Origin of the sequence: Micromonospora globbae (genome assembly GCF_003610785.1) — a bacterium.
GTDB classification, from domain to species: domain Bacteria; phylum Actinomycetota; class Actinomycetes; order Mycobacteriales; family Micromonosporaceae; genus Micromonospora; species Micromonospora globbae.
This window is the reverse complement of record NZ_RAQQ01000001.1, coordinates 141474-162276: the sequence shown is the minus strand read 5'-3', so window position 1 is coordinate 162276 and position 20803 is coordinate 141474. Positions and strand designations below refer to the sequence as shown.

The following is a 20803-nucleotide window of genomic DNA, read 5'->3' as shown; positions in this document are numbered from 1 at the left end:
GCTCATCGCTGGTTCCCTCCCGCCGCGCCGGGCAGCGCCAGGTCGGTGTCGTCGATGTCGTCGGCCGGCCCGGCGGCGGGCCGCCCGTGCCGCAGCCGCCGGTCGATCGCGTTGACCACGTGGGTCAACGGCACGGTGAGCGCCAGGTAGAAGAGCCCGGCCAGCAGCAGCGCCGACTCGTTGCCCGTCGTGGCGGCGTAGTCCTGCCCGATGCGGAACAGCTCCCGCTGGCTGGCCACCAGGCCGAGGAAGTAGACGAGGCTGGAGTCCTTGATCAACGCGATGAGCTGGTTGACCCAGGCCGGCAGGACCCGGCGTACGCCCTGCGGGATGATGACCACCCGCATGGCCTCGCCCCAGGAGAACCCCAGGGCCCGGGCGCCCTCCAACTGGGCCGCCTCCACCGACTGGATGCCGGAGCGGAAGATCTCTCCGATGTAGGCGGCGGCGATCAGGGAGAGCGCCAGGATGCCCAGCGGGTACGGGTTCGGCCCCCACACCTGCATGCCGAGGGGCGCGAGGCCGACGCCGATCAGCAGGATGGTCGCGGCGGCCGGCAGCCCCCGGAACACGTCGGTGTAGACGCGGGCCGGCCAGCGCAGCCACCGGGTGCGGGAGATGCCCGCGATGGCCAGCAGCATGCCCAGCACCGAGCCGAGCAGGGCGGCGGAGACCGCGAGGATCAGCGTGTTGGGCAACCCGACGGTGAGCATCTCGGGCAGCGCCTCGCGCATCGACTCCCAGTCGAAGAAGGTCTCCCACAGGGTGCGCAACGGATCCATCGGCCGTGTCTCCTACCGCTCCGCTCGTTCGCTTCTTCCGTCAGGACGCCGCCGACGCCGACGCGCTCGGCGCCGCGGGGACCGCCACCGTGCCGCTGCCCGGCTTGAAGTCCTCGGGGATCGGCCGGCCCGGGTAGTACTGGGCCTGCAACCGGCTCCACGTGCCGTCGGCGATGACCTCGTCGAGGCCCTTGTTGAGCGCCTCGCGCAGGGCGTCGTTCCCCTTCGCCACCGCGTACGCGGTCGGCGCGGGGCTCAGCAGCTTCGCGGCCACGACGATCTTCCCGCCGCTGTCCGCGGCCGACTTGTCGCCGATCTCGGCCGGGGCGATCCAGGCGTCCGCGGTGCCGGCCTTGAGCTGGTTGATCGCGCCGTTGTAGTCGGGCACCCGCACGGGGTCGAGGCCCTTGCTGGTGGCGTAGTCGTCCTGGACGGTGCCCTGCACGACGACGACACGCTTGCCCGGCAGCTCGTCGAAGCTGCGGATCGGGGAACCGGCGGGCACGTCGAGTCCGAAGTAGCCGAAGTCGTAGCCGTTGCCGAAGTCGACGGTCTTCTTCCGCGCCTCGGTGATGGTGATCGAGGAGCTGCCCACGTCGAACTTGCGGTTGTTGACCTGCGAGAGCAGGGCGGAGAAGTCGGTGCCCACGAACTCGACCTTCAGGCCGATCTTGCCAGCGACCGCGCGCAGGAGGTCGTTGTCGAAGCCGGTGAACTCGCCGTCCTTCAGGTACACGTTCGGCGGGGCGTCGGTGAGCGTGCCGGCGCGCAGCACGCCGGGCTGGAGCAGGTGGTACGGGTTGTCGGCGGCGCCGGACGAGGAGCCGTCGCCGCAGGCGGTGAGGGTGGCGGCGCCGAGGATCGCGGCCGCGCCGAGGGCGGCCAGCCGGGTCAGGGCAGGAAGGATTCGCACAGGTGTCTCCGGAGTCGGTCAACGGCGGGGCACGGGCGTGCGCCGCCGACGGCGCACCCGACGGGTGGGCCGCTGGACGGATCGGTGTGGCGGGAGGCGGCGCCGTCAGCGCTGGGCGCCGCGCGGACAGGCGGCGCTGCACACCCACATCATGTCGACGTGTCGGCGCCGGGTCAGACGCGGCGACAGCGGCCAGCGATCGGACGCGTCGGACGCGCCGAGGCCGACGGACGGGATGGTGTGCTCACACGACATTGGCTCTCCTGGGTCGTTGCTGACCTGGGAACCAGGCCACGCTTGCACCGGATGTCGCTCCGGTGCCCGGTCCTCACCCGGGGCACCCCACCGCGGAGGAGGGTTGCCGGCCAGCAAGCCGGGGCTACGCGCTGGCGCTCATGACCTGCGCAGAGGCTAGCAGGCCACCGCCGGGCGTCGTCCAGCCGATATGACCACCCTCACGCGCCGGCCGGTCGGGCCGCGACGGCGCCGGGTCGGGTCCCGCGGGACCGGGCGGCGGGCGGCCTTGTCGGGGCGCGACGGCGCAGGGTCGGGCGCCGGACCGGGCGGCGCGGCGCCCGGTCCGGCCCCGGTCCGCCGGTGTGGTCCGGCCGGGACCGGGTACCCGGCGGACACGAGCACCGCCGGGGGAGGAGCGCGCCGTGACCGACAAGCACGAGCAGGCCGAACGGATGCGTCCGGACGTGCCCTCGACCGTCGCCCGCTCCGACGACAAGGCGGTGCGGACGTACAAGAAGACGCTCGAGTCGGCCGAGGAGACCTACGGCGACGGGGAGCGGGCCCACCGCACGGCCTTCGCCTCGCTGAAGCACACCCACGAGAAGGTGGGCGACCACTGGGAGCCCAAGGAGCACCCCGGCCCGTCCGACCCGCAGGCCGAGCTGGGCACCCCCGCGTCCAGTTCGCGGCCCCGGGACACCGCGCAGGGCGTGGACGCCAACGCCAGCAAGGGCCACCTCGACGAGGTGGCCCGGAAGGTCGGCATCGCGCGTCCGCAGGACATGGCGAAGGACGATCTCGTCCGGGCCATCGAGAAGGCCAACGCCCGGGCCACGTCCCGCGCCCGCCGGCGGAGCTGACACCGCCCGCCGGTCGGATTCCGGGCGGGCGCGGCGGTGGGATGATGCCGGCGGGCCCGCCGGGCGGCGGCGGGCAGGGAGGTGGTCGCCATGACGGCCAACCGGGACATCGTCGCCCGCGCCTTCGCGGACTGGTCCGCGGGCACCGGCGGCATCACGGACATCTTCGCCCCCGACATGCGCTGGGAGATCGTCGGCAACTCGGCGGCGGCGCGGACGTACCACACGGCCGAGGAGTTCGTGAGCGAGGTGCTGCGGCCGTTCAACGCGCGGTTCGGCACGGACACGCCGTTCCGCCCGGTGACCGTCCGGGCGATCTACGAGGACGCCGACGCCGGCACGGTCGTGGTGCTCTGGGACGGCGCCGGGGTGACCGTCACCGGCGCCACGTACGCCAACACGTACGCCTGGTTCCTGACCTTCCGCGACGGCAAGGTCGTCGACGCCACCGCCTTCTTCGACAGCATCGCCTTCAACGACCTCTGGCGGATCGACGTCGACGCCGTGGAGGGCGCTGTCGAGCCGTAGGCCGCGGTGGCGCCGCCGATCACGGGCGGGTGCTGCCTCGGCGGACGACGGACCAGGGCGCGGTCCGGGATACCGGCGTCCGCCCACCCAGTGCGGCCTGCGCACAGGCCGCTCCCTGCTCGCGCAGGGATTGCGCGACGGTCGTCAGTCCGAGCTGTGCGGCCAACGCCGAGTCGTCCCACCCGGTCACCGCCACCTCGTGGGGGACGGCGCGACCGGCGGCCCGGGCCGCGCGGAGGACGCCGGCCGCCTGTTGGTCGCTCATCGCGACGATCGCGTCGGGCGGCTCGGCCGACGCCAGCAGGGTCGCGGCGGTCCGCTCGGCGTCGGCCGCGTCGTTGCGCGAGCACACCGCGACGACGACGTCCCGCCACGCGATGCCGGCCTCCTCGGCCGCCTGCCGGTAGCCCTCCAGACGCTCACGCGTCACCGGAAAGAGGACATCGGCGATGCCCGAGCCGTGGGTGATCGTGCTGATCCGCTCGCGGGAGAGCGGGAAACTCAGCACCGCCGGACGGGTGGCACCCGCGAAGGCGACGGCGCCGACCGCGCACGCCGCCGCCCGGTTGTCGATGCTCACCAGGCCCAACCCGGGGACCGCCGGCCCACCGTGGACAACGGCAGGACGCTTCGTCGCCCGGACGGCTGCCAGGACCGGATCGTCGTCCGACGTGGTCCACACGATGAAGCCGTCGACGGCGGCGCCCGTGACGCGCAGGACGTCATCGGCGGCGCCGGTGATCGGCAGGATCGTCATGCCGTAGCCGCGGTCGGCGCAGACACCGGCGATCCCCGCGAGGAAGGACACCGCCTCCGGATCCTCGAACGCGTAGCTCAGGTGCTCGCCCATCACGACACCCAGCGTGCGGGTGCTGCCCCGGCGCAGCGACCGGGCACTCGGGTCGGGGCCGGCGTACCCGAGCTGGGCCGCTGCGGCGAGCACCTTGGACCGGGACCGCTCCGACACCCGGCTCGGCTGGTTGTACGTGTAGGAGGCGGTCATGACCGACACGCCGGCCAGTTCGGCCACCTGCGCGAGGGTCACCCGCTTCGAGCCGACGGGTGATTCCACGATGCCAGCCTAGCCGAGCATGTGTATCGTTACACAGATGACACGGACACCCAGCGGCCCGCCGCGCCACCTGATCGTCGCGGCGCTCGTGGCCTTCGCCGCCTTCGGTTCCTTCTGGGGGGTCTGGGGTGCCTCCGTGCCCAGGGTCCAGCACCAGGCGGGCATCGGTGACGGTCAGCTCGGCCTCGCGCTGTTGTTCGTGGGCGCCGGCGCCCTTCCCGCGATGCTGGCCGCGGGCAGGGCCCTCGACCGATGGGGGCTGCGGGTGGCGGCCGTGCTCGTCGGGGCCCTCGGCGTCGTCGGCGCCGGGCTGGCGCTCACCGCGGTGAACCTGGCGAGCCTGTGCGTGGGGCTGGCCGTCGTCGGCGCGGTCAGCGGAGCCGCCGACGTAGCCATGAACGCGGTCGCCGGACGCGCCGAGCAGACCGCCCGTCGTCCTGTCATCACCCGCGCCCACGGTGTCTTCTCCAGCCTCGTGGTCCTCGCGAGTCTCGCCACCGGCGTGGCATCGGCCGCGTCGCTGCCGCTCGCGGTCCCGTTCACCGCCGTGGCCGTTCTCTCACTGCTCGCCGGCGCCGCCCTGCTCAGGACGTTGCCGTCCGGCGTCGACCGGGCCGCGGAGCCGGCGTCCGGTCCGCAGCACCGCACCGGGGCGGATCCGGCGCCGTCCGACCGGTGGAGGGTCGTCCCGTTCCTGCTCGTCGGCGTGCTGGGCGCGCTCGCGTTCGCCACCGAGAACGCCCACCAGAGTTGGAGCGCCGTCTTCGCCCACGACGAGCTCGGTTCCGGCCCGGGACTCAGCGCCGTCGCACCCGCGGTCTTCGCGGGCACGGTGGCGGTCACGCGGTTCGCCACCGGTGGCCTCGAGGCCGCCCACGCTCGCGCCGTCCTCCTCGCCGGCGCGTCGGCCGCCGCGGCCGGGACGGCCCTCATCGCCGTCGCACCCACGCTGCTCGTCGCCGGGGTGGGTCTCGCGGTGGCCGCTGCCGGAACCGCCGTGCTGTTCCCCACCCTCGTCGGCATCGTGTCGCGGAACGTCGACGAGTCCCACCGGGGCCGCGCGACGTCGGTCGTCACGACCGTGTCCTACCTCGGGTTCCTGGCCGGTCCGGTCTACGTCGGACTGTGGGCCGACGCCGTGGGACTGCGCGGGGCCCTGGTCGCGGTCGCGGCCCTCGCGGTCGGCCTGTTCGTCCTCACTCCCGCGCTGCTGCGCCTCAGCGGCCTGGGCCGCCGTACCGGCGTGACGGTCGACGAGGTGGCGCCCCCGGTCCGCGATCGGATGGGCCAGTACGCGCCATAGCCGGTCCGGGCCGCTCACAGTGGCCGGGACCTCGGTCGGCGCGGCCGAGGCGGGCCCGCGTCGGGCACCGCCGGTGTGGTGTCACGGTCTGCCGGGTGTGCCCGGTCAGGCGGCGAGGTGGACCTCTCCCCGGGTGCCCTCCGCGAGCACGTTCCAGCGGCGACCGGCCGCGGGCACGCCGAGCAGCCGCACGGTGCCGAACGACTCCGGCAGGTGCGGATCGACGACGAGCCGGCCGTCGACCGCGTCCAGCCCGAGCAGCGTCCGCAGGAACAGCAGCGGCGCCCCGCTGGCCCACGCCTGGGGGTTGCACGCGGTGGGGTAGGGGACCGGCCGCCGGCCGAACGCGCGGTCGTAGCCGGAGAGCGCCTCGGGCAGCCGGTGCTCGGAGTAGGACGACGCCTCCAGCATCGCCGAGACGATCCGCTGCGCGTCGGCGTGGCGGCCGTAGCGGGCGAGACCGGCGGCGAGGATGGCGTTGTCGTGCGGCCAGACCGTGCCGAGGTGGTACCCGATCGGGTTGTAGCCACGGTCGGCGGTCGAGAGGGTGCGGACGCCCCAGCCGGAGAACATCTCGTCGGACATCAGCTGGGCGGCCACCAGCTCCGCCCGCTCCGGCGGCACGATGCCGCTCCACAGCAGGTGCCCCATGTTCGACGTCATCGAGTCGATGGGGCGCCCGTCGCCGTCCAGCCCGACGGCGTAGTAGCCGCCCCGCTCGGGCAGCCAGAAGTCGCGGTTGAACCGGTCCCGCAGCGCCGTGGCCTCGGCGCGCAGCCGTCCCGCCAGCGCCGGGTCCCGCCACGGCCCGTCGGCCAGTTCCGCCATGCGCAGCTTGGCGTCGTACGTGTAGCCCTGCGTCTCGCAGGTGGCGATCGGGAGCACCGGGATGGTGCCGTCGGCGAACTGCACACCGTCGGGCGAGTCGTGCCAGCACTGGTTGCCCAACCCCTCCCGGGAGCGGGTCGCGTAGCCGACGTATCCGCTGCCGTGCAGGTCCCCGAACTCGTCGATCCACCGCAGCGCGGCCTCGGCGTTCGGCCGCAGCCGCCGCACCAGTTCGTCGTCGCCGGTCCACCGCCAGTACTCGGAGAGCACCACGAGCCAGAGCGGGGTGGTGTCGGCGCCGCCGTAGTAGGGCTGGTACGGCTTGAGCCCCAGTTGGGTCAGCTCGCCCGAGCGGTACTCGTGGAAGATCTTCCCCGGCTCGCGGTCGGTGAAGTCGTCGTGGTCGCGCGCCTGGTGGTCGGCGAGCACCAGCAGCGCGCCGCGGGCCATCGCCGCGCCGAAGGCGATCGTCTGGTAGCCCGTGATCAGCGTGTCCCGGCCGAACACGGTCATGAACCAGGGCAGTCCAGCGGCGTGCAGCACGACGGATTCGCCGCGGATGCGCTTCTCGAGGCGCATCGACGTCAGGTCGGCCGCGGACTTGAGGTAGACGGCGGCCAGCCGGTCCGACGCGGTGACCAACCGGGGCACCGCCGCGAGCCAGCGGGCGGCGGGTTCCTCCGGGGCGCGCTCGAAGACGTCACCGAAGCTGCGGGCCACCGGCATCATCCGCTCGTCCCCGCAGCGCAGGGGGACCCTCAGCTCGCACCGCCACGCCTGCCCCCGCGCCAGCCGCAGGTGCCAGACCAGCGAGTCGCCGTCGACCTCGTGCGCGGCCGGGTCGGCCTCCACCCGGACCATGGTGGAGTAGGCGCCGTTGCGGTAGCCGAAGGAGAGGCCGGAACCGTCGCTCTCGTGGCGGCGGAGGATCTCGGCCGACCGGTCCCGCCCGGACTCCTTGATCTCGAACAGGTCCGCGAAGTCGGTGCCGACGGCGAGGCGCAGCCGGAACTCGACCGGCTCGAGCCCGAAGTAGCGCAGCTCGATCCGCTCGTACAGGCCGTCGCCCACGAACCGTTGGCGCCGGACGCCCACCCGGTTCGGCGGCAGGCCGGGCAGGTCGGCGTTGGCGAGGAAGAACGCGGCGGAGAACGGGTCGACGGTTCCCGAGCCGAGCACGAGCAGCGGAGCGTCGCCGATGGTGAGTTCCCACTGGTCGAGGAACCGCGTGTCGTCGTGCACGAGACCGCCGATGGAACCCTTCGGCACGTCGCCCGCCGCGTTCGAGAACATGAACGTCCGGCCCTCGAGGACGCCGACGGCGTCCGGCCCCAGCTCGGGCGGCAGCTCCCGGCAGGCGCCGCTGCTCACCCGGCCGTCCGGCTCCCGCTCCGGCCACGGCCGGGCCGGCGTGCGTCGTCGCTCCCCAGCCGTCACGTGCCCCCCGAGCGCGCGAACCGGACCCGTCACCGCCGACCCTACGCACGCGCCGGTCGGCCGCGCGTCGGCATCGACGAACACGAGCGGCGAGGCCGGGCGTGGCGTGGACGGTCCGGCGGTGACGGCGGACTCCCCGGCACCGGTGATCCGCCCGGCGCTGCGCCCGTTCCGCCTCCGGCCGCCGCCGCGAGCGGCGACAGTGGTGGCGGGAGGTCGACCGCGGCGACGGCGGGGGGTGCGAGGTGGAAGGTCTGCTGCTGCTCGTGCTGCTGGCCGTCACGGTGCTGGTCGGCACCACCCTCGGCGGCCGCTACCGGGTGGCGCCGCCGGTCCTGCTCATCGGCATGGGCGCCCTGCTGGGGCTGCTCCCGCCGCTGTCGCACGTGCAACTGGAACCCGAGGTGGTGCTGCTGCTGTTCCTGCCGGCCATCCTCTACCGGGAGGCGCTCACCACGAGCCTGCGGGAGATCCGCGCCAACCTGCTGATCATCGGCCTGCTCGCGGTGGTGCTGGTGGTGCTCACGATGGTCACCGTGTCGCTGACCGCCCAGGCGTTCGGCGTCGACCCGGCGCCGGCCTGGGTGCTCGGCGCCGTGCTCGCCCCGACCGACGCGGCGGCCGTCTCCGGCCTGGCCAAGCGGATGCCCCGGCGGCTCCTCACCACCCTGCACGCCGAGAGCCTGATCAACGACGGTACGGCGCTCGTGCTCTTCTCCGTCACGCTCGGCCTGCTCGCCAGCGGTTCCGTGCCGGGGCCGCTCGAACTCACCGGGGAGGTCGCCCTCTCGTTCCTCGGCGGCATCGCCGCCGGACTCGTGGTGAGCGGTCTCGTGGTGCTGGTGCGCCGCCGCATCGACGACCCGCTGCCCGAGGGCGCGCTCAGCGTGCTGACCCCGTTCGCGGCGTTCCTCCTCGCCGACAGCGTGCACGCCAGCGGCGTACTGGCGGTGGTGGTGGCCGGGCTCGTCCTCTCCTACGCCGGTCCGCGCGTGATCCGGGCCCGCTCCCGGGTGCTGGCGTTCGACTTCTGGGAGCTGTCCACGTTCCTGATCAACGGTGGTCTCTTCGTGCTGCTCGGCACGCAGATCCCCCGCGCGGTCCGCAGCGTCACCAGCGTCTCGATCGGCCGCGCCGTGGTCATCGCCGCGGTGGTGACGCTGGTGGTGGTGCTGACCCGGACGGCCTGGATCATGCTCTTCGCCTACGTCTACCGGGCGGTCGACCGCCGCAGCGCCCAACGTGCGGCCCGGGCGACGTGGCGGGTCCGCCTGGTCGCGAGCTGGACCGGCTTCCGCGGCGCGGTCTCGCTCGCCGCGGCGCTGGCGGTGCCCCTGCACGCGGACGGCCACCCCGTCGAGGAGCGCGACCTCATCATCTTCTGCACCGCAGTGGCGATCTTGTCGATCATGCTCGTGCAGGGCACCACCCTGCCGCTGATCGTGCGGTGGGCCGGCCTGATGGGCGACCAGCAGCGCGTCGACGAGGCGCGGCGGGCCCGCGTGCGCGCCGGGCAGGCGGGCCTGGCGGCCCTGCCCGACATCGCGGCCGAGGTCGGCGCCGACGAGGACGTGGTGAGCCGCGTCCGGACCGACTACGAGGCGCTCCTGGCCGACATCCGGGCCGCCGAGAGCGAGGAGGGCGCGCCGCGCGCCCGGGAGATCGAGCGCCAGCTGCGGCTGGGCGTGCTCGAGCACAAACGCCGGGAGATCACCCGGATGCGGGACGCCAACGAGATCGACGACGTCGTGCTGCGTGAACTCCAGGCGGCCCTGGACATCGAGGAGATCCGGTTGCTGGGCCCGAGCGTGCCGGAGTAGCGCGCGGGCCGCCACGCAGCGTGCGGTGGGCGGTCGCCGTGACCGGTGGGGGCAGCCCACGGACGGCGTGACGCCGGGGCGCCGCCGGCGCCCGGAGGTGCCGGCGGCGCCCGACCTCACCACCGGGACGGCGGTGGGGGCGGTACGACCGGCGGGCGGTCGTCGCAGGTGATCGTGTTGGGCAGCTGCCAGTCGGCGAGCCAGCCCCCGTCGTTGCCCCCGAGGTCGGTGAGGCGGAACTCGGAGCCTTCCGGGGTGAAGTGGAACGACCCGCAGTTGTTCACGCCGACCGCGCCGACGTTGCGCGCGTCGACGTTGCGGAAGGACGCGGCGCCCGCCGTGCGGGCGCTCACGACCGAGGTGCCGGTGCCGTCCACGCGGATGTCGCGGAAGTGGACGTTGCTGATCGAGTACAGGTCCTTCACCGCCCACTCGCTGACCAGCATGATCGCGTTGTAGGTGCTGTCGAGGTACGCGTCGCCGACCACGTCGACGCGGGCGTCGATGCTGCGGTCGAGGGCGTAGAACCAGATGGCGCCGAGGCCGATGTTCCAGTTCAGCTCGTACGTGCCGGCGCGGGCGATGGTGTTGTCGCTGATGCGCAGGTGCCCGGTGAACGGTTCGGCACCGAAGCGCGACCCGACCTGGATGCCGCTGCCCTCCCGCACGGGGTCGGCGATCAGGTTGCCGGAGACGGTGTTGTCGGCGCCCCCGTAGACGGCGATGCCGTTGGCGAGCACCGGCGACTGCACGGTGTTGCGGGCGAACGTGTTGCGCGCGTTGGCGGTCGTCTCCGACCACATCGCGAGGCCGTCGTCGCCGGTGTTGCGGACGAAGTTGTGGGCCACGAGCGAGTCGGTCACGCCGGTGTGGAAGTTGAGCGCGTCGGCGATCTGGTCGACGATGATGTTGTTGGTGATGCGGACGTTGCGCATCGGCCCGTCGAACCACATGCCCACCTTGGTGTGGCGCAGGTGGAGCCCGTCGATCGTCGAGTCGCTCATGGCACCGCCGATGCCGTTGACCTGGTCGGTGTCGACGCGCTCGCGGACGTCGCCCTCGATGGCGAAGCCGGACAGGTGGACGTTGCGGCTGCCGCCGTCGGCCGCGTCCCGGCCGTAGAAGCCGACGCCCGTGTGCACCGACCCGTCCGGCGCCGGCTCGGGCAACGCCACCTCGCGGCCCCTGACGATCGTGTACCAGTTGCCGGCCCCCTCGATCGTCACGTCGTCCACGATGATGTGCCGGTTCACCTGGTAGGTGCCCGGCGGCAGATAGACGGGCAGCCCGGTGCGCCGGGCGGCGACGATGGCCCGCTCGATCGCGGGGGCGGAGTCCCGCCGCCCGGTCGGGTCGGCGCCGAAGGCCAGCACGTTCGCGGCGCGGGACCGGATCCGCGGCGGGCCGACGAGTTCGGAGTCGAGCAGGTCGATGACGGTCCAGGCGGCGTTGGTGCGGCTCGGCGCGGTGAGCCGGATCCGGTCACCGGCCCGGTACGTGCGGCCGAGCAGCAGGCGCTGCTCGTCGTAGAAGTGGCTGGGCCGGAACGGCTTCTGGATGCTGGGGTACGGGGTGGTCTGGGCGGGGACGCAGGAGCACTCGGTGATCCACCAGTCGGGGTGCAGCAGGTCGGCGTCCGGGTCGTTGGTGAACGGGTACTGGTTGTAGAGCCACGCGTACTGCGACGTGAGCGTCATGGTCCGGATCCGCTTGCCGTTCGCCGACACGTCCAGCGGGGCCGTGATGCCGCCGCCCCCGGGCGCGTCGGGAATGCTGTACCGGACGGTGATCGCGTTGGCCGCGGCGGGGAGCGTGAACTCGACGTACCGGCCGGGGGTCAGCCGGATGGCCCGCCGGCCGGAGGCCTCCGAGGGGAGCGTGTACGCGGTCCGGTCCGGGCCGATGACCTCGCCGTTCGTGGCCGCGTTCTCCGCCTCCTGCTCTTCGAAGGCGACCCGCGCACCCCGGCCGGCGACCAGCGCCGGATCGAGGGCGGCCCGGGTCACCACGGGGCGGGCGCCGCCGTGGCCGTCGGGGTCGGCGCCGCGCGTGGCGGCCCCGGCGGGTGCGCCGGCGAGGACGCCGAGCGCGGTGGCCAGCGCCGTCACGGCGGCGACGGCCCGGCGTCGCGCGCGGGTGCGCGGCCGTACCGCGCGGTGGGTCCGGTTCATGGGCGGCTCATCTCTGGTCGGTGGTGTGTGGTGCGCCCGGCGGCCGGCGTGCCGGCGGCCGGGGGTCAGGAGGCGTAGACCTCGAGCTGGGAGAGCTGGCCGGCGGGCCATCCGGTGTTGCCGGTGACGTGGATCCGCACGTACCGGGTCGAGGTGGCCGCGAACGTCAGCGTCACCTCGTTGCCGGCGGCCGGGTCGAAGCGCCGGCCCGCGGAGGGGACGATCGTGCTCCAGCCGGCGCCGTCCGTGCTGCCCTGCACCGAGAGGGTCTGCGTCCGGGCCGACCAGGCGGGCGACGGGGGCAGGCGGAGCACGACGCGGCCGATCGCGACGGTCGCGCCGAGGTCGACCTGCACCCACTGGGGGAAGGCGCCGTTGGCGCTCTCCCAGTAGCTGTGCGGGTCGCCGTCGACGACGTGCGCGCTCGCGTACGTCTGGGTCTGGCTGCTCTGCGCGGTCGGCCGGCCCCGCGCCAGGTCGGTCCGCGGCGGGGCGTCGGTGGTCACGGTGACCGCGTTGGACGGCGCGGACGGGGTGGCGGCGGCGTCGACCGCCACGACCGTGAAGGTGTACGTGGTGGCTGGGCTCAAACCGGTGACGGTCGCGGCGGTTCCGCTGACCGAGGCGACCGTCTGCCCGCCCTGGCGGACCTGGTAGCCGGCCACACCGCCGGTGGAAGCGTTCCAGGACAGCGACACGCTGGTGGCGGTGCGCCCGGTCACCGTGAGGCCGGTCGGCGGCGTCGGCGGGGTGGTGGAGCCGGTGGCCGCGTACACCTCGACGTGCGCGAGCTGCGCCGCCGGCCACGCCGTGTTCCCGGTGATCGTCACCCGGACGTGGCGGACCGAGGTGGCCGGCAGCGTGAGGGTGGCGGTGTTGCCCGTCGCCGGGTCGAACCGGACGCCGGCCGGTGCGGCGACCGTCGTGAAGGTGGCGCCGTCGGCGCTGCCCTGCACGGAGATCGTCTGGGTGCGTGCCTCCCACCCGGCGGGCAGGGCCAGCACGAGGCGGTTCACCGGATGGGCCGCGCCGAGGTCGACCTGCCACCACTGGGGGAACGCGTTGGCCGCGGCCTCCCAGTAGCTGCCCCGGTCGCCGTCGACGGCGTTGCCGGCGACGTACGGCCCGTTCTGGCTGCTCGCCGTCGCCGGCCGGCCGGCGGCCAGGTTGCCGCCCGGGGGCTGGCCGCCGCCGGGGACCGGCGGCGTGGGCCGGACGGGGGTGAGCGGGAGCTGCCCCTTGAGCATCCGACCGCCGTCCGCCGTGATGCGCAGGTAGTAGTCGGCCGAGCAGGCGGTGCCGTCCTCGTCGAGGGCGCGGATGCCCGCGCCCGCCGGTGTGGTCGCCTGCGTCTCGGAGGTCTTCGCGATCTGGTTGCCCTCGTTGAACTCGTCGAACATCGACACGTAGAGGCCCTGCGCGCCGAGGCGGACCATGTTGTAGAGGTGCCGCCAGTAGAAGTCGCCGTGCCGGCGGTGCCCGGCCGACAGGTCGCCGGGCATGACGCACGGCTGGTAGTCGATGCCGTGCGCCGCGCAGTCGGCGAGGTCGGGCACGTTGACGTTGGTGTAGAACCAGTCCAGGCCGTCGAGCGTGCCGGTGCGCCCCACCATCCACGGCGAGATCATGTGGAAGGCGCGGTAGACGGCGCCGAAGCCGGGCCGGGAGTCGTTGATGCCCTCCCGCCAGTAGGTGGGCACGCCGCCGATGACGTAGCAGCCCTGGGCCTTGAACCACTGGACCACGTCGAGGCAGGGTTCGGGCGCGAACGGGCGCCCGTCGTCGTTGAAGCCGAAGCCCCAGACGCACACCACGGGGCGGCCGTTCTGTCGGGCGTACGCCGGTGAGGCGGTGTGCGCCGACATCTTCGTCGTCCAGTCCTGCTTGATCTGCGACTGCATCGACGTCCAGCCCGTGACGTCGTACATGATGTAGAACTTGCGGCCGAACCGCTCCGCCGCGCCGCGCACCTTCACGGCCATGGCGTCGCGGGTCGGCCCCTCGTCGCCGAACGGGTTGAACCGCTGCAACGCCGCGGTGTCGCAGCCGTGCTCCTGCATCCACCCGAAGTGCGTGTCGACGGTCTGCTGGTCGTAGGAGGAGAAGAGCTGGGCCGGCTGGCCGTTGCCGAGGTTCGGGTACGCCGTGGTGTAGCCGTGCGCGTACTCCCGCATGTCGGGCCAGGAGACGATCGTGGTGTTCGCCAGCGACGGGGGCTGGAAGCGGTCGCGGCTCCAGTGCCACCAGCCGCCGATCGGGGCGCCGTCGCCCGGGCAGCTGAACCAGCCCTGGTAGCCGACGGTGATCTTGCCGACGACGTCGCCGGGCGGGCTGGCCGCCACGGCGGGGGTGGGTGCGGCCAGCTCCGGGAGAGCGGCGAGTGCGGATCCCGCCGCCACGGAGCCGATCAGGGTGCGCCGGGTGAGCGCCATGACAACCGCTCCTTCGGGGGTAGGAGGGAATTGACGGCAATCATGCCAGTGGCTGACACGTCGTCGCAATACTCCGACCGATGCGTGAAAGATCCTGGCCATGTGCCTGTAAGAAATCGATGCTAGGGGTGGTGGGGGGCCGCGACCCGTAGCCTCGGGGGAGACGGCGGTGCGGCGGGGCCGGGTGACACGCGATGGCGATGGCGGCGGAGGGTGGCGCCGAGGCGGCCCACGCGGCCCGCCGGGACCGGGGCCGCCCCGCCTTCATGGAACTGTTCTTCGACCTGGTCTACGTCTTCGCGCTGGTCTCCCTCACCAAGACGCTCGCCGCCGACCTGACCTGGACCGGTACGGCCCGGACGCTGGTGCTGCTCTTCGCCTTCACCCTGGTCTGGGCGTTGACCACGTGGGCGGCCGACACGATCGACCTGAACCGCCCGGTGGTGCAGGTGCAGGTCGTCGGCGTGGCCGCCGCCAGCCTGCTGCTCGCCGCCGCCGTGCCCGAGGCGTACGGCCAGCGGGGCCTTCTCTTCGCGGTCACCTACCTCGCCATCCATCTCGGATCCAGCGCGTACTACCTGTCGTTCGCGCGGGACACGGCCGAGCCGCGCCGCAGCAGCCGGGTCGCCTTCTGGGAGGCGCTCGCCGGTGTCGGCTGGATCGCCGGGGCGCTGGTCCACGGCACGGCGCGGCTGGTGCTCTGGGCGCTCGCCGTCACCGTCGAGTACACAGCGGCCACGCTCGGCTGGCCGGTGCCGCGGCTCGGACGCTCCCAGGCCGCCGAGTGGCGGCTCGTCGGCGAGCGGGTGGCCGAGCGGTACCGGCAGTTCGTCATCGTCGCGCTCGGCGTGGCGGTCCTCGTCAGCGGGACGACGTACACGCAGGGCGCCTACACCCTGGACCGCGGGTGGGCCCTCGCGGTGGTGTTCACCACGGTGGTGCTGATGTGGCGGATCTACATCTACCGGGCCGGCGAGCTGCTGACCGAGGCGATCGGCCGCTCGAGAAACCCGTCGCTGCTCACCCAGTCCGCCGCGGTCACCCACCTGATCATGGTGGCGGGCATCGGGGGCGCGGCCGTCACCAGCCAGCTCGTCGTGGTGCGCCCGTTCGGCGACACTCCGCCGTCCTGGGCCGCGGTCATCCTCGGTGGGCCGGCGCTGTTCCTGGTCGGCCGCGGGCTGCTCGACTACACCGTGTTCGGCCGGGTCTCGCGCTCCCGGGTCGCCGGCCTCGTGCTGCTGGGCGCGGCGGCGCCGGCGTCGGCCGTGCTGCCGCCGGTCATGGTGGCGCTGCTCGCCACGGGCATCCTCGCGATGATCGCCGCGGCGAACCTGGTGAGCACCCGGCTGCACGCCCGCGTACCGGCGCCGCCGGGGCACGCCTGACCGGCCGCCTCAACCGGTCGGGACGCGGACCATGCGCGAGCGCGGGGCGGCCGTCTCGCCGACGAGGATCACCAGCAGCACCACGTTCGCCAGCAGGAGGACGGCCAGCGGCGGCAGCGGGGCCGCCGCCGGCGCGAGGGCGGCGAGCAGCACCACGCCCAGGGCCCGTGACCACAGCGGTCGGCCGGTCACCACGGCGTCGAAGAGGCAGCTCCCGAACAGGAACAACGCCGGCCCACCGAGGAGGACCAGCAGCCAGGCGACGGGGGTGGCGCCGAGGGGTCGCTCGATCACGAGCGAGACGCCGGTCGAGACGAGCAGCACCCCGCCCACCATCGTGAGGTGGCTGTACGAGGCGGCGGTGCCGGGCCGCACCCGTTCCACGCTCGTGACGGTGCGCGGCGCCAGGAGCTGCCGCACCCGGTGGAAGTAGAGCTGGAAGAGGAGGACGCCCGCGGCGAACGCGACCGCGCTGGCCGCGACCCGGGCCGCCTCGAAGTCGCTGGCGGCGAGCCCGGTGCCGACGGAGAGGATCAGCTCGCCGACCGCGACGATGTAGATCTCCCGGTGCCGCTCGGACAGGTGCGACCCGGTGAAGATCTGGCTGGCCAGGTCGGTGCGGCCCAGCCGGGGCGTCGGCCAGCCGATCCGCGCCGAGCCGAGGTCGACAGCGACCGCGAGCCCCCAGAGGACGAGCCGGGCCGTCCCGTCCACGAACGCTCCGGCCACCCACGGCGCGGCGGTGACGCCGAACCAGAAGAACACGCGGATGCTGCGGGCCTGGATGGCGGGGTTCACTCGCGTGCCGGGGATGAGCACGACGTCACGGGCGACGTGGATGGCGAAGTACGCCGCGACGAAGAGCCACGCGTAGTCGTCGGAGGCGTGCGGCACGGCGATCGCCATCAGCAGGGCGCCGAACATGACCACCAGGACGGTCGCCTGGATGATCGGCAGGCGCGGATTGAACAGGTCGGTGAGCCAGGCGGTCAGCACCCACACCCACCAGGCCGCCGCCAGCAGGATCGCGGCCGTGGTGACGCCCGGGACGGTGAGGTCGTCGGCCAGTCCGGCCGAGATCCGGGAGAGCATGAAGATGTAGACCAGGTCGAAGAAGAGCTCCAGGAAGGTCGGATGCTCGGGCTCGCCGCGCCGGCGCAGGATGCGGGGGAGCGGACTCGACGTCACCGCGTCTGCCTCCTCTGGTGCGCGGGCGCCGCGACCGGTCTCGGGCCACCTGCCACGCTACCGAGGGCCCGGGCGGCGGCGCGCCGGAAACGGCCGGGCCCACCCGGGCGGGGGTCGACGCGCCGTCCGGGCGACCCGGAGGGAGCGCCTGGCCGACACGCCGGCCGGCCCGGGCGGATCGCCTGGCCGACACGCCGGCCGGTCCCGGCGGGGCGCCGGCCACGAACCGGGCGACAATGCCCGGATGGACGCGGAGGCGGTGACGGCGGAGGCCGTCCGGCCCGTCCGCCGGCCGGTTCTCGTGCAGCGGTGGCAGGACCTCGCGTTCCTGCACTGGGCCGTGGACCCGGAGGTGGTGGCGCCGCTGCTGCCGCCCGGAACCCGGCCGGACGTGCTCGACGGCCGCACGTACGTCGGTCTTGTCGCGTTCCGCATGGTGCGGCTCGGCCCGCTCGCCGGCCCCGGCCTGCCCTACCTGGGCACGTTCTGCGAGACCAACGTGAGGGTGTACAGCGTCGACACCGCCGGCCGGCGGGCCGTCGTGTTCCGCTCCCTCGACGCGGCCCGGCTCCTGCCCGTCCTCGCGGCGCGCGCCAGCCTGCGGCTGCCGTACCTCTGGTCGCGGATGCGCCTGCGCCGTGACGGTGACCTGTGCACCTACACCTGCCGCCGGCGGTGGCCCGGCCCTCGCGGAACGCGCAGCGCGCTCACCGTACGCGTCGGCCAGGCGATCACCGAGCCGAGCCCGCTCGACCACTTCCTCACCGCCCGCTGGGGCCTGCACACCCGCGCGTTCGGGCGCACGCTGCACCTGCCCAACGTCCACCCGCGCTGGCCGCTGCACCGGGCGGAGCTGGTGCACCTCGACGACCACCTGGTGGGCGCGGCCGGTCTGGACGTGTCGGCGTCGGCGCCGGTGAGCGTCCTGTGGTCCCCGGGCGTGCCGGTGCGGTTCGGCGCCCCCACCACCGTGCGCTGACCGCCACCCCGGACCCGTGGAGGCGCCCGGTCCGTCGGGCCGGGGACCGGTGATTTCACCGATGCGGGGCGCCCGCGATCCGCCGAAGACTGATGCACGTCGATACATCCCCCACCGCTAGGGAGTTCCCGACGTGTCCACACCAACCACCACCCGTACCCGTCCACGTCTCACCCGCGTCGCACGGGCGGTGACGGCCGCCGTCCTGGTCGCCGGCGGCGCGCTCGCCGCGTCGCCGGGCGCCGCGCAGGCCGCCGACAACCCGTACGAGCGGGGCCCGGCCCCGACGGTCGCCCTGCTGGAGGCCAGCCGCGGCCCCTTCGCCACGGCGTCGCAGACCGTCTCCTCGCTGAGCGTCACCGGCTTCGGCGGCGGGGTGATCTACTACCCGACCGACACGAGCCAGGGCACGTTCGGGGCCATCGCCATCTCGCCGGGGTTCACGGCCTCGTGGTCCAGCATCGACTGGCTCGGCCCGCGCGTCGCCTCGCACGGCTTCGTGGTGATCGGCATCGAGACCAACACCCGGCTCGACCAGCCGGACAGCCGCGGCCGGCAACTGCTGGCCGCGCTCGACTACCTGGTGGAGCGGAGTTCGGTGCGCGGCCGGATCGACGGCAGCCGGCTCGCCGTGGCCGGCCACTCGATGGGCGGCGGCGGCAGCCTGGAGGCGGCCGCGCTGCGCCCCTCGTTGCAGGCCGCCGTGCCGCTCGCGCCGTGGAACACGGACAAGACCTGGAACACGCTCCAGGTGCCGACGCTCATCATCGGCGGCGAGTCGGACACCGTGGCCCCGGTCGCCAGCCACTCGATCCCGTTCTACACGAGCATCCCGGCCTCGGCGGAGAAGGCGTACCTGGAGCTCAACAACGCCAGCCACTTCTTCCCGCAGACGGTCAACACGCCCACCGCCCGGCAGATGGTCGCCTGGTTGAAGCGCTTCGTCGACAACGACACCCGCTACGAGCAGTTCCTCTGCCCCGGCCCCAGCGGGCTGGCGATCGAGGAGTACCGCAACACCTGCCCGAGCGCCTGACCGCCGACGGGTGGGGCGGCCGCAGTCGCGGCCGCCCCACCCTGCGCCGTCGTGCCCGAGCCGAGACATCGAAGGTATTGACGCGGAATCCGAGAAACGTACACTGCGAGTGTAAATAACTCCGCCACGACCCGAGGGACCGGTGATGGAGCAAGGGCTCGCACTGCACCACATCGGGGTGCGTTTCGGAGGCCTCACCGCCCTCGACGACGTCTCGCTGCGGGTGCCTCCCGGCCGGGTCGTGGGTGTGATCGGCCCGAACGGCGCCGGCAAGACCACCCTGTTCAACGTGATCTGCGGCTTCATCACGCCGGACTCGGGTTCGCTCACCCTGGACGGCCGGCCGCTGCGGCCCCGGCCGCACCGCTTGACGCGGCTGGGCATCGCCCGGACGCTGCAGGGCACCGGGCTCTTCGCGGGGCTCACCGTGCTGGAGAACGTGATGGCCGGCGCCACGCACACCGCACGGGCCGGTTTCCTTCCGGCGCTGCTCGGGCTGCCCCGCAGCGACCGGGACGAGGAGCGGTTGCGGCGCGAGGCCCTCGACGTCCTGGACGGGCTGGGCATCGCCGGGCACGCCGACGCCGCGCCGGGCACGCTCCCGTTCGCCGTACGCCAGCGGGTCGCCCTGGCCCGCGCGCTCGCCGCCCGGCCCCGGTTGCTTCTGCTCGACGAACCCGCCGGCGGCCTCGGCGCCGAGGACATCGCCGAGCTGGCCGAGCTGATTCGGCGGTTGCCGCGCCGCGAGACCGACCCGTGCGCGGTCCTGCTGGTCGAGCACCACATGGACCTGGTGATGGCGGTCTGCGACGAGATCGTGGTGCTGGACTTCGGCAGGGTGATCGCCGCCGGCACGCCCGACGACGTCCGCGACGACCCGGCCGTCACCGACGCGTACCTCGGCGCCGAGGTCGACGAGGCGGCGGCATGAGCGAGCGGTGCGAGCGAATCATCGGGTGGAGTGCGGTTGAGTCTCGTGCCGTCGCCGACCGGAGGGAGGCGGCGGCATGAGCGAGCGGTGCGAGCGAATCATCGGGTGGAGTGCGGTTGAGTCTCGTGCCGTCGCCGACCGGAGGGAGGCGGCGGCATGAGCGAATTGGGTGGGCTGCTCGTGGTCCGCGGCCTCTCGGCGGGCTACGGTGCCGCGCCGGTGCTGCACGACGTCGACCTCACCGTCGCGCCCGGCTCGATCTCGGCGGTGGTCGGGGCCAACGGCGCCGGCAAGACGACCCTGCTGCGCGCCGTCTCGGGCATGCTGCGCCCCCTCGCCGGCCGGATCGAGCTGGCCGGGGAGGACCTGCGCGGTACGCCGGTGGAGCAGCTCGTGCGGCGGGGCATGGCGCACGTGCCGGAGGGACGCGGGGTGATCGGCGAACTCAGCGTGGACGAGAACCTGCGCCTCGGCGGGCTGTGGCGGCGTGACCGGGCCGACGCCGCCCGGGCGCTCGACGAGGTCTACCAGCTCTTCGAGCCGCTGGCCCGCCGCCGGCGGCACCTCGGCCATCAGCTCTCCGGCGGCGAGCGGCAGATGCTCGCGCTCGGCCGGGCGCTGGTCGGTCGGCCCCGGCTGCTGCTGCTCGACGAGCCGTCGCTGGGCCTCGCGCCCCGGGTGGTCGCCCAGATCATGGCTCTGCTGCGGCAGTTGCGCGACCGGACGGGCCTCGCGGTGCTGCTGGTCGAGCAGAACGTGCGCAGCGCGCTCTCGGTCGCCGACCAGGGCGTGGTGATGTCCCTGGGGCGGGTGGCCGCCACCGCCCCGGCGGCCGAGCTGCGCGACGACGCCGACCTGCGGCACGCCTACCTCGGTTTCTGACCATCCCCGGAGGGAG

At 73.8% G+C, this 20803-nt stretch carries 16 protein-coding genes and 1 riboswitch; of the genes, 9 read left to right on the top strand and 7 right to left on the bottom strand.

Annotated elements, in window-relative coordinates:
• Positions 1-2 precede the first annotated feature (2 nt).
• Both D7I43_RS00695 and D7I43_RS00690 read right to left on the bottom strand, forming a co-directional pair.
• Complete coding sequence (locus tag D7I43_RS00695; RefSeq protein WP_120326374.1) at positions 3-782, bottom strand: amino acid ABC transporter permease; 780 nt, start codon at positions 780-782, stop codon at positions 3-5.
• 40 nt (positions 783-822) lie between these two features.
• Positions 823-1695 (bottom strand): ABC transporter substrate-binding protein, encoded by an 873-nt coding sequence (locus D7I43_RS00690; RefSeq protein ID WP_120326373.1) that lies wholly within the window; start codon positions 1693-1695, stop codon positions 823-825.
• Positions 1696-1983: 288 nt separating this feature from the next.
• Positions 1984-2096, bottom strand: a riboswitch (SAM riboswitch).
• A gap of 288 nt (positions 2097-2384) precedes the next feature.
• On the opposite strand from D7I43_RS00690, the gene D7I43_RS00685 reads away from it, so the two are divergent.
• Together D7I43_RS00685 and D7I43_RS00680 are read left to right on the top strand one after the other, a co-directional pair.
• The gene (locus D7I43_RS00685; RefSeq protein WP_120326679.1) at positions 2385-2792 is read left to right on the top strand and encodes a ChaB family protein; all 408 of its coding nucleotides are present in this window, start codon (positions 2385-2387) and stop codon (positions 2790-2792) included.
• 90 nt (positions 2793-2882) lie between these two features.
• Complete coding sequence (locus tag D7I43_RS00680) at positions 2883-3320, top strand: nuclear transport factor 2 family protein (protein ID WP_120326372.1); 438 nt, start codon at positions 2883-2885, stop codon at positions 3318-3320.
• A 19-nt stretch (positions 3321-3339) separates the two neighbouring features.
• Here D7I43_RS00680 and D7I43_RS00675 read toward each other — a convergent pair whose 3' ends face one another.
• Positions 3340-4392 carry a LacI family DNA-binding transcriptional regulator gene (locus D7I43_RS00675; protein ID WP_204985112.1) on the bottom strand — a complete coding sequence of 351 codons (1053 nt, stop codon included), beginning with the start codon at positions 4390-4392 and terminating at the stop codon, positions 3340-3342.
• 37 nt (positions 4393-4429) lie between these two features.
• On the opposite strand from D7I43_RS00675, the gene D7I43_RS00670 reads away from it, so the two are divergent.
• A complete protein-coding gene (locus tag D7I43_RS00670) occupies positions 4430-5695 on the top strand; it encodes an MFS transporter (protein WP_120326371.1) in 1266 nt (421 codons plus the stop codon).
• Between the two features lie 105 nt (positions 5696-5800).
• Here the strand turns inward: D7I43_RS00670 and D7I43_RS00665 are convergent, their stop codons facing one another.
• Complete coding sequence (locus tag D7I43_RS00665; RefSeq protein WP_240032724.1) at positions 5801-7960, bottom strand: amylo-alpha-1,6-glucosidase; 2160 nt, start codon at positions 7958-7960, stop codon at positions 5801-5803.
• Positions 7961-8205: 245 nt separating this feature from the next.
• On the opposite strand from D7I43_RS00665, the gene D7I43_RS00660 reads away from it, so the two are divergent.
• Positions 8206-9780 carry a Na+/H+ antiporter gene (locus tag D7I43_RS00660; RefSeq protein ID WP_192902035.1) on the top strand — a complete coding sequence of 525 codons (1575 nt, stop codon included), beginning with the start codon at positions 8206-8208 and terminating at the stop codon, positions 9778-9780.
• Positions 9781-9896: 116 nt separating this feature from the next.
• On the opposite strand, the gene D7I43_RS00655 is transcribed toward D7I43_RS00660, so the two are convergent.
• The gene (locus tag D7I43_RS00655) at positions 9897-11951 is read right to left on the bottom strand and encodes a glycosyl hydrolase family 28-related protein (RefSeq protein WP_120326370.1); all 2055 of its coding nucleotides are present in this window, start codon (positions 11949-11951) and stop codon (positions 9897-9899) included.
• 65 nt (positions 11952-12016) lie between these two features.
• Positions 12017-14383 (bottom strand): galactose-binding domain-containing protein, encoded by a 2367-nt coding sequence (locus D7I43_RS00650; RefSeq protein WP_120326369.1) that lies wholly within the window; start codon positions 14381-14383, stop codon positions 12017-12019.
• Between the two features lie 194 nt (positions 14384-14577).
• On the opposite strand from D7I43_RS00650, the gene D7I43_RS00645 reads away from it, so the two are divergent.
• On the top strand, positions 14578-15771 hold the full coding sequence (locus D7I43_RS00645) for a low temperature requirement protein A (RefSeq protein ID WP_120326368.1): 1194 nt from the start codon (positions 14578-14580) through the stop codon (positions 15769-15771).
• A 9-nt stretch (positions 15772-15780) separates the two neighbouring features.
• On the opposite strand, the gene D7I43_RS00640 is transcribed toward D7I43_RS00645, so the two are convergent.
• Positions 15781-16959 (bottom strand): low temperature requirement protein A, encoded by a 1179-nt coding sequence (locus D7I43_RS00640; RefSeq protein ID WP_120326367.1) that lies wholly within the window; start codon positions 16957-16959, stop codon positions 15781-15783.
• 244 nt (positions 16960-17203) lie between these two features.
• Between D7I43_RS00640 and D7I43_RS00635 the strand changes: the two genes are divergently transcribed.
• The 4 genes from D7I43_RS00635 (at position 17204) to D7I43_RS00620 (ending at position 20787) form a co-directional block, all read left to right on the top strand.
• The gene (locus tag D7I43_RS00635; RefSeq protein ID WP_120326366.1) at positions 17204-17938 is read left to right on the top strand and encodes a YqjF family protein; all 735 of its coding nucleotides are present in this window, start codon (positions 17204-17206) and stop codon (positions 17936-17938) included.
• Positions 17939-18071: 133 nt separating this feature from the next.
• Positions 18072-18974 carry an alpha/beta hydrolase family protein gene (locus D7I43_RS00630; protein WP_120326365.1) on the top strand — a complete coding sequence of 301 codons (903 nt, stop codon included), beginning with the start codon at positions 18072-18074 and terminating at the stop codon, positions 18972-18974.
• A gap of 145 nt (positions 18975-19119) precedes the next feature.
• Positions 19120-19905 carry an ABC transporter ATP-binding protein gene (locus D7I43_RS00625; protein ID WP_120326364.1) on the top strand — a complete coding sequence of 262 codons (786 nt, stop codon included), beginning with the start codon at positions 19120-19122 and terminating at the stop codon, positions 19903-19905.
• Positions 19906-20061: 156 nt separating this feature from the next.
• Positions 20062-20787 (top strand): ABC transporter ATP-binding protein, encoded by a 726-nt coding sequence (locus tag D7I43_RS00620; RefSeq protein ID WP_192902034.1) that lies wholly within the window; start codon positions 20062-20064, stop codon positions 20785-20787.
• The last annotated feature ends 16 nt before the right edge of the window (positions 20788-20803 follow it).

Bases quoted from the DNA above. Each gene is read 5' to 3' on its own strand.
- D7I43_RS00635 (WP_120326366.1), top strand. From the start codon at position 17,204: ATGGACGCGGAGGCGGTGACGGCGGAGGCCGTCCGGCCCGTCCGCCGG.
- D7I43_RS00620 (WP_192902034.1), top strand. From the start codon at position 20,062: ATGAGCGAATTGGGTGGGCTGCTCGTGGTCCGCGGCCTCTCGGCGGGC.
- D7I43_RS00670 (WP_120326371.1), top strand. From the start codon at position 4,430: ATGACACGGACACCCAGCGGCCCGCCGCGCCACCTGATCGTCGCGGCG.
- D7I43_RS00680 (WP_120326372.1), top strand. From the start codon at position 2,883: ATGACGGCCAACCGGGACATCGTCGCCCGCGCCTTCGCGGACTGGTCC.
- D7I43_RS00645 (WP_120326368.1), top strand. From the start codon at position 14,578: ATGGCGATGGCGGCGGAGGGTGGCGCCGAGGCGGCCCACGCGGCCCGC.
- D7I43_RS00650 (WP_120326369.1), bottom strand. From the start codon at position 14,383: ATGGCGCTCACCCGGCGCACCCTGATCGGCTCCGTGGCGGCGGGATCC.
- D7I43_RS00685 (WP_120326679.1), top strand. From the start codon at position 2,385: ATGCGTCCGGACGTGCCCTCGACCGTCGCCCGCTCCGACGACAAGGCG.
- D7I43_RS00695 (WP_120326374.1), bottom strand. From the start codon at position 782: ATGGATCCGTTGCGCACCCTGTGGGAGACCTTCTTCGACTGGGAGTCG.
- D7I43_RS00625 (WP_120326364.1), top strand. From the start codon at position 19,120: ATGGAGCAAGGGCTCGCACTGCACCACATCGGGGTGCGTTTCGGAGGC.
- D7I43_RS00655 (WP_120326370.1), bottom strand. From the start codon at position 11,951: ATGAACCGGACCCACCGCGCGGTACGGCCGCGCACCCGCGCGCGACGC.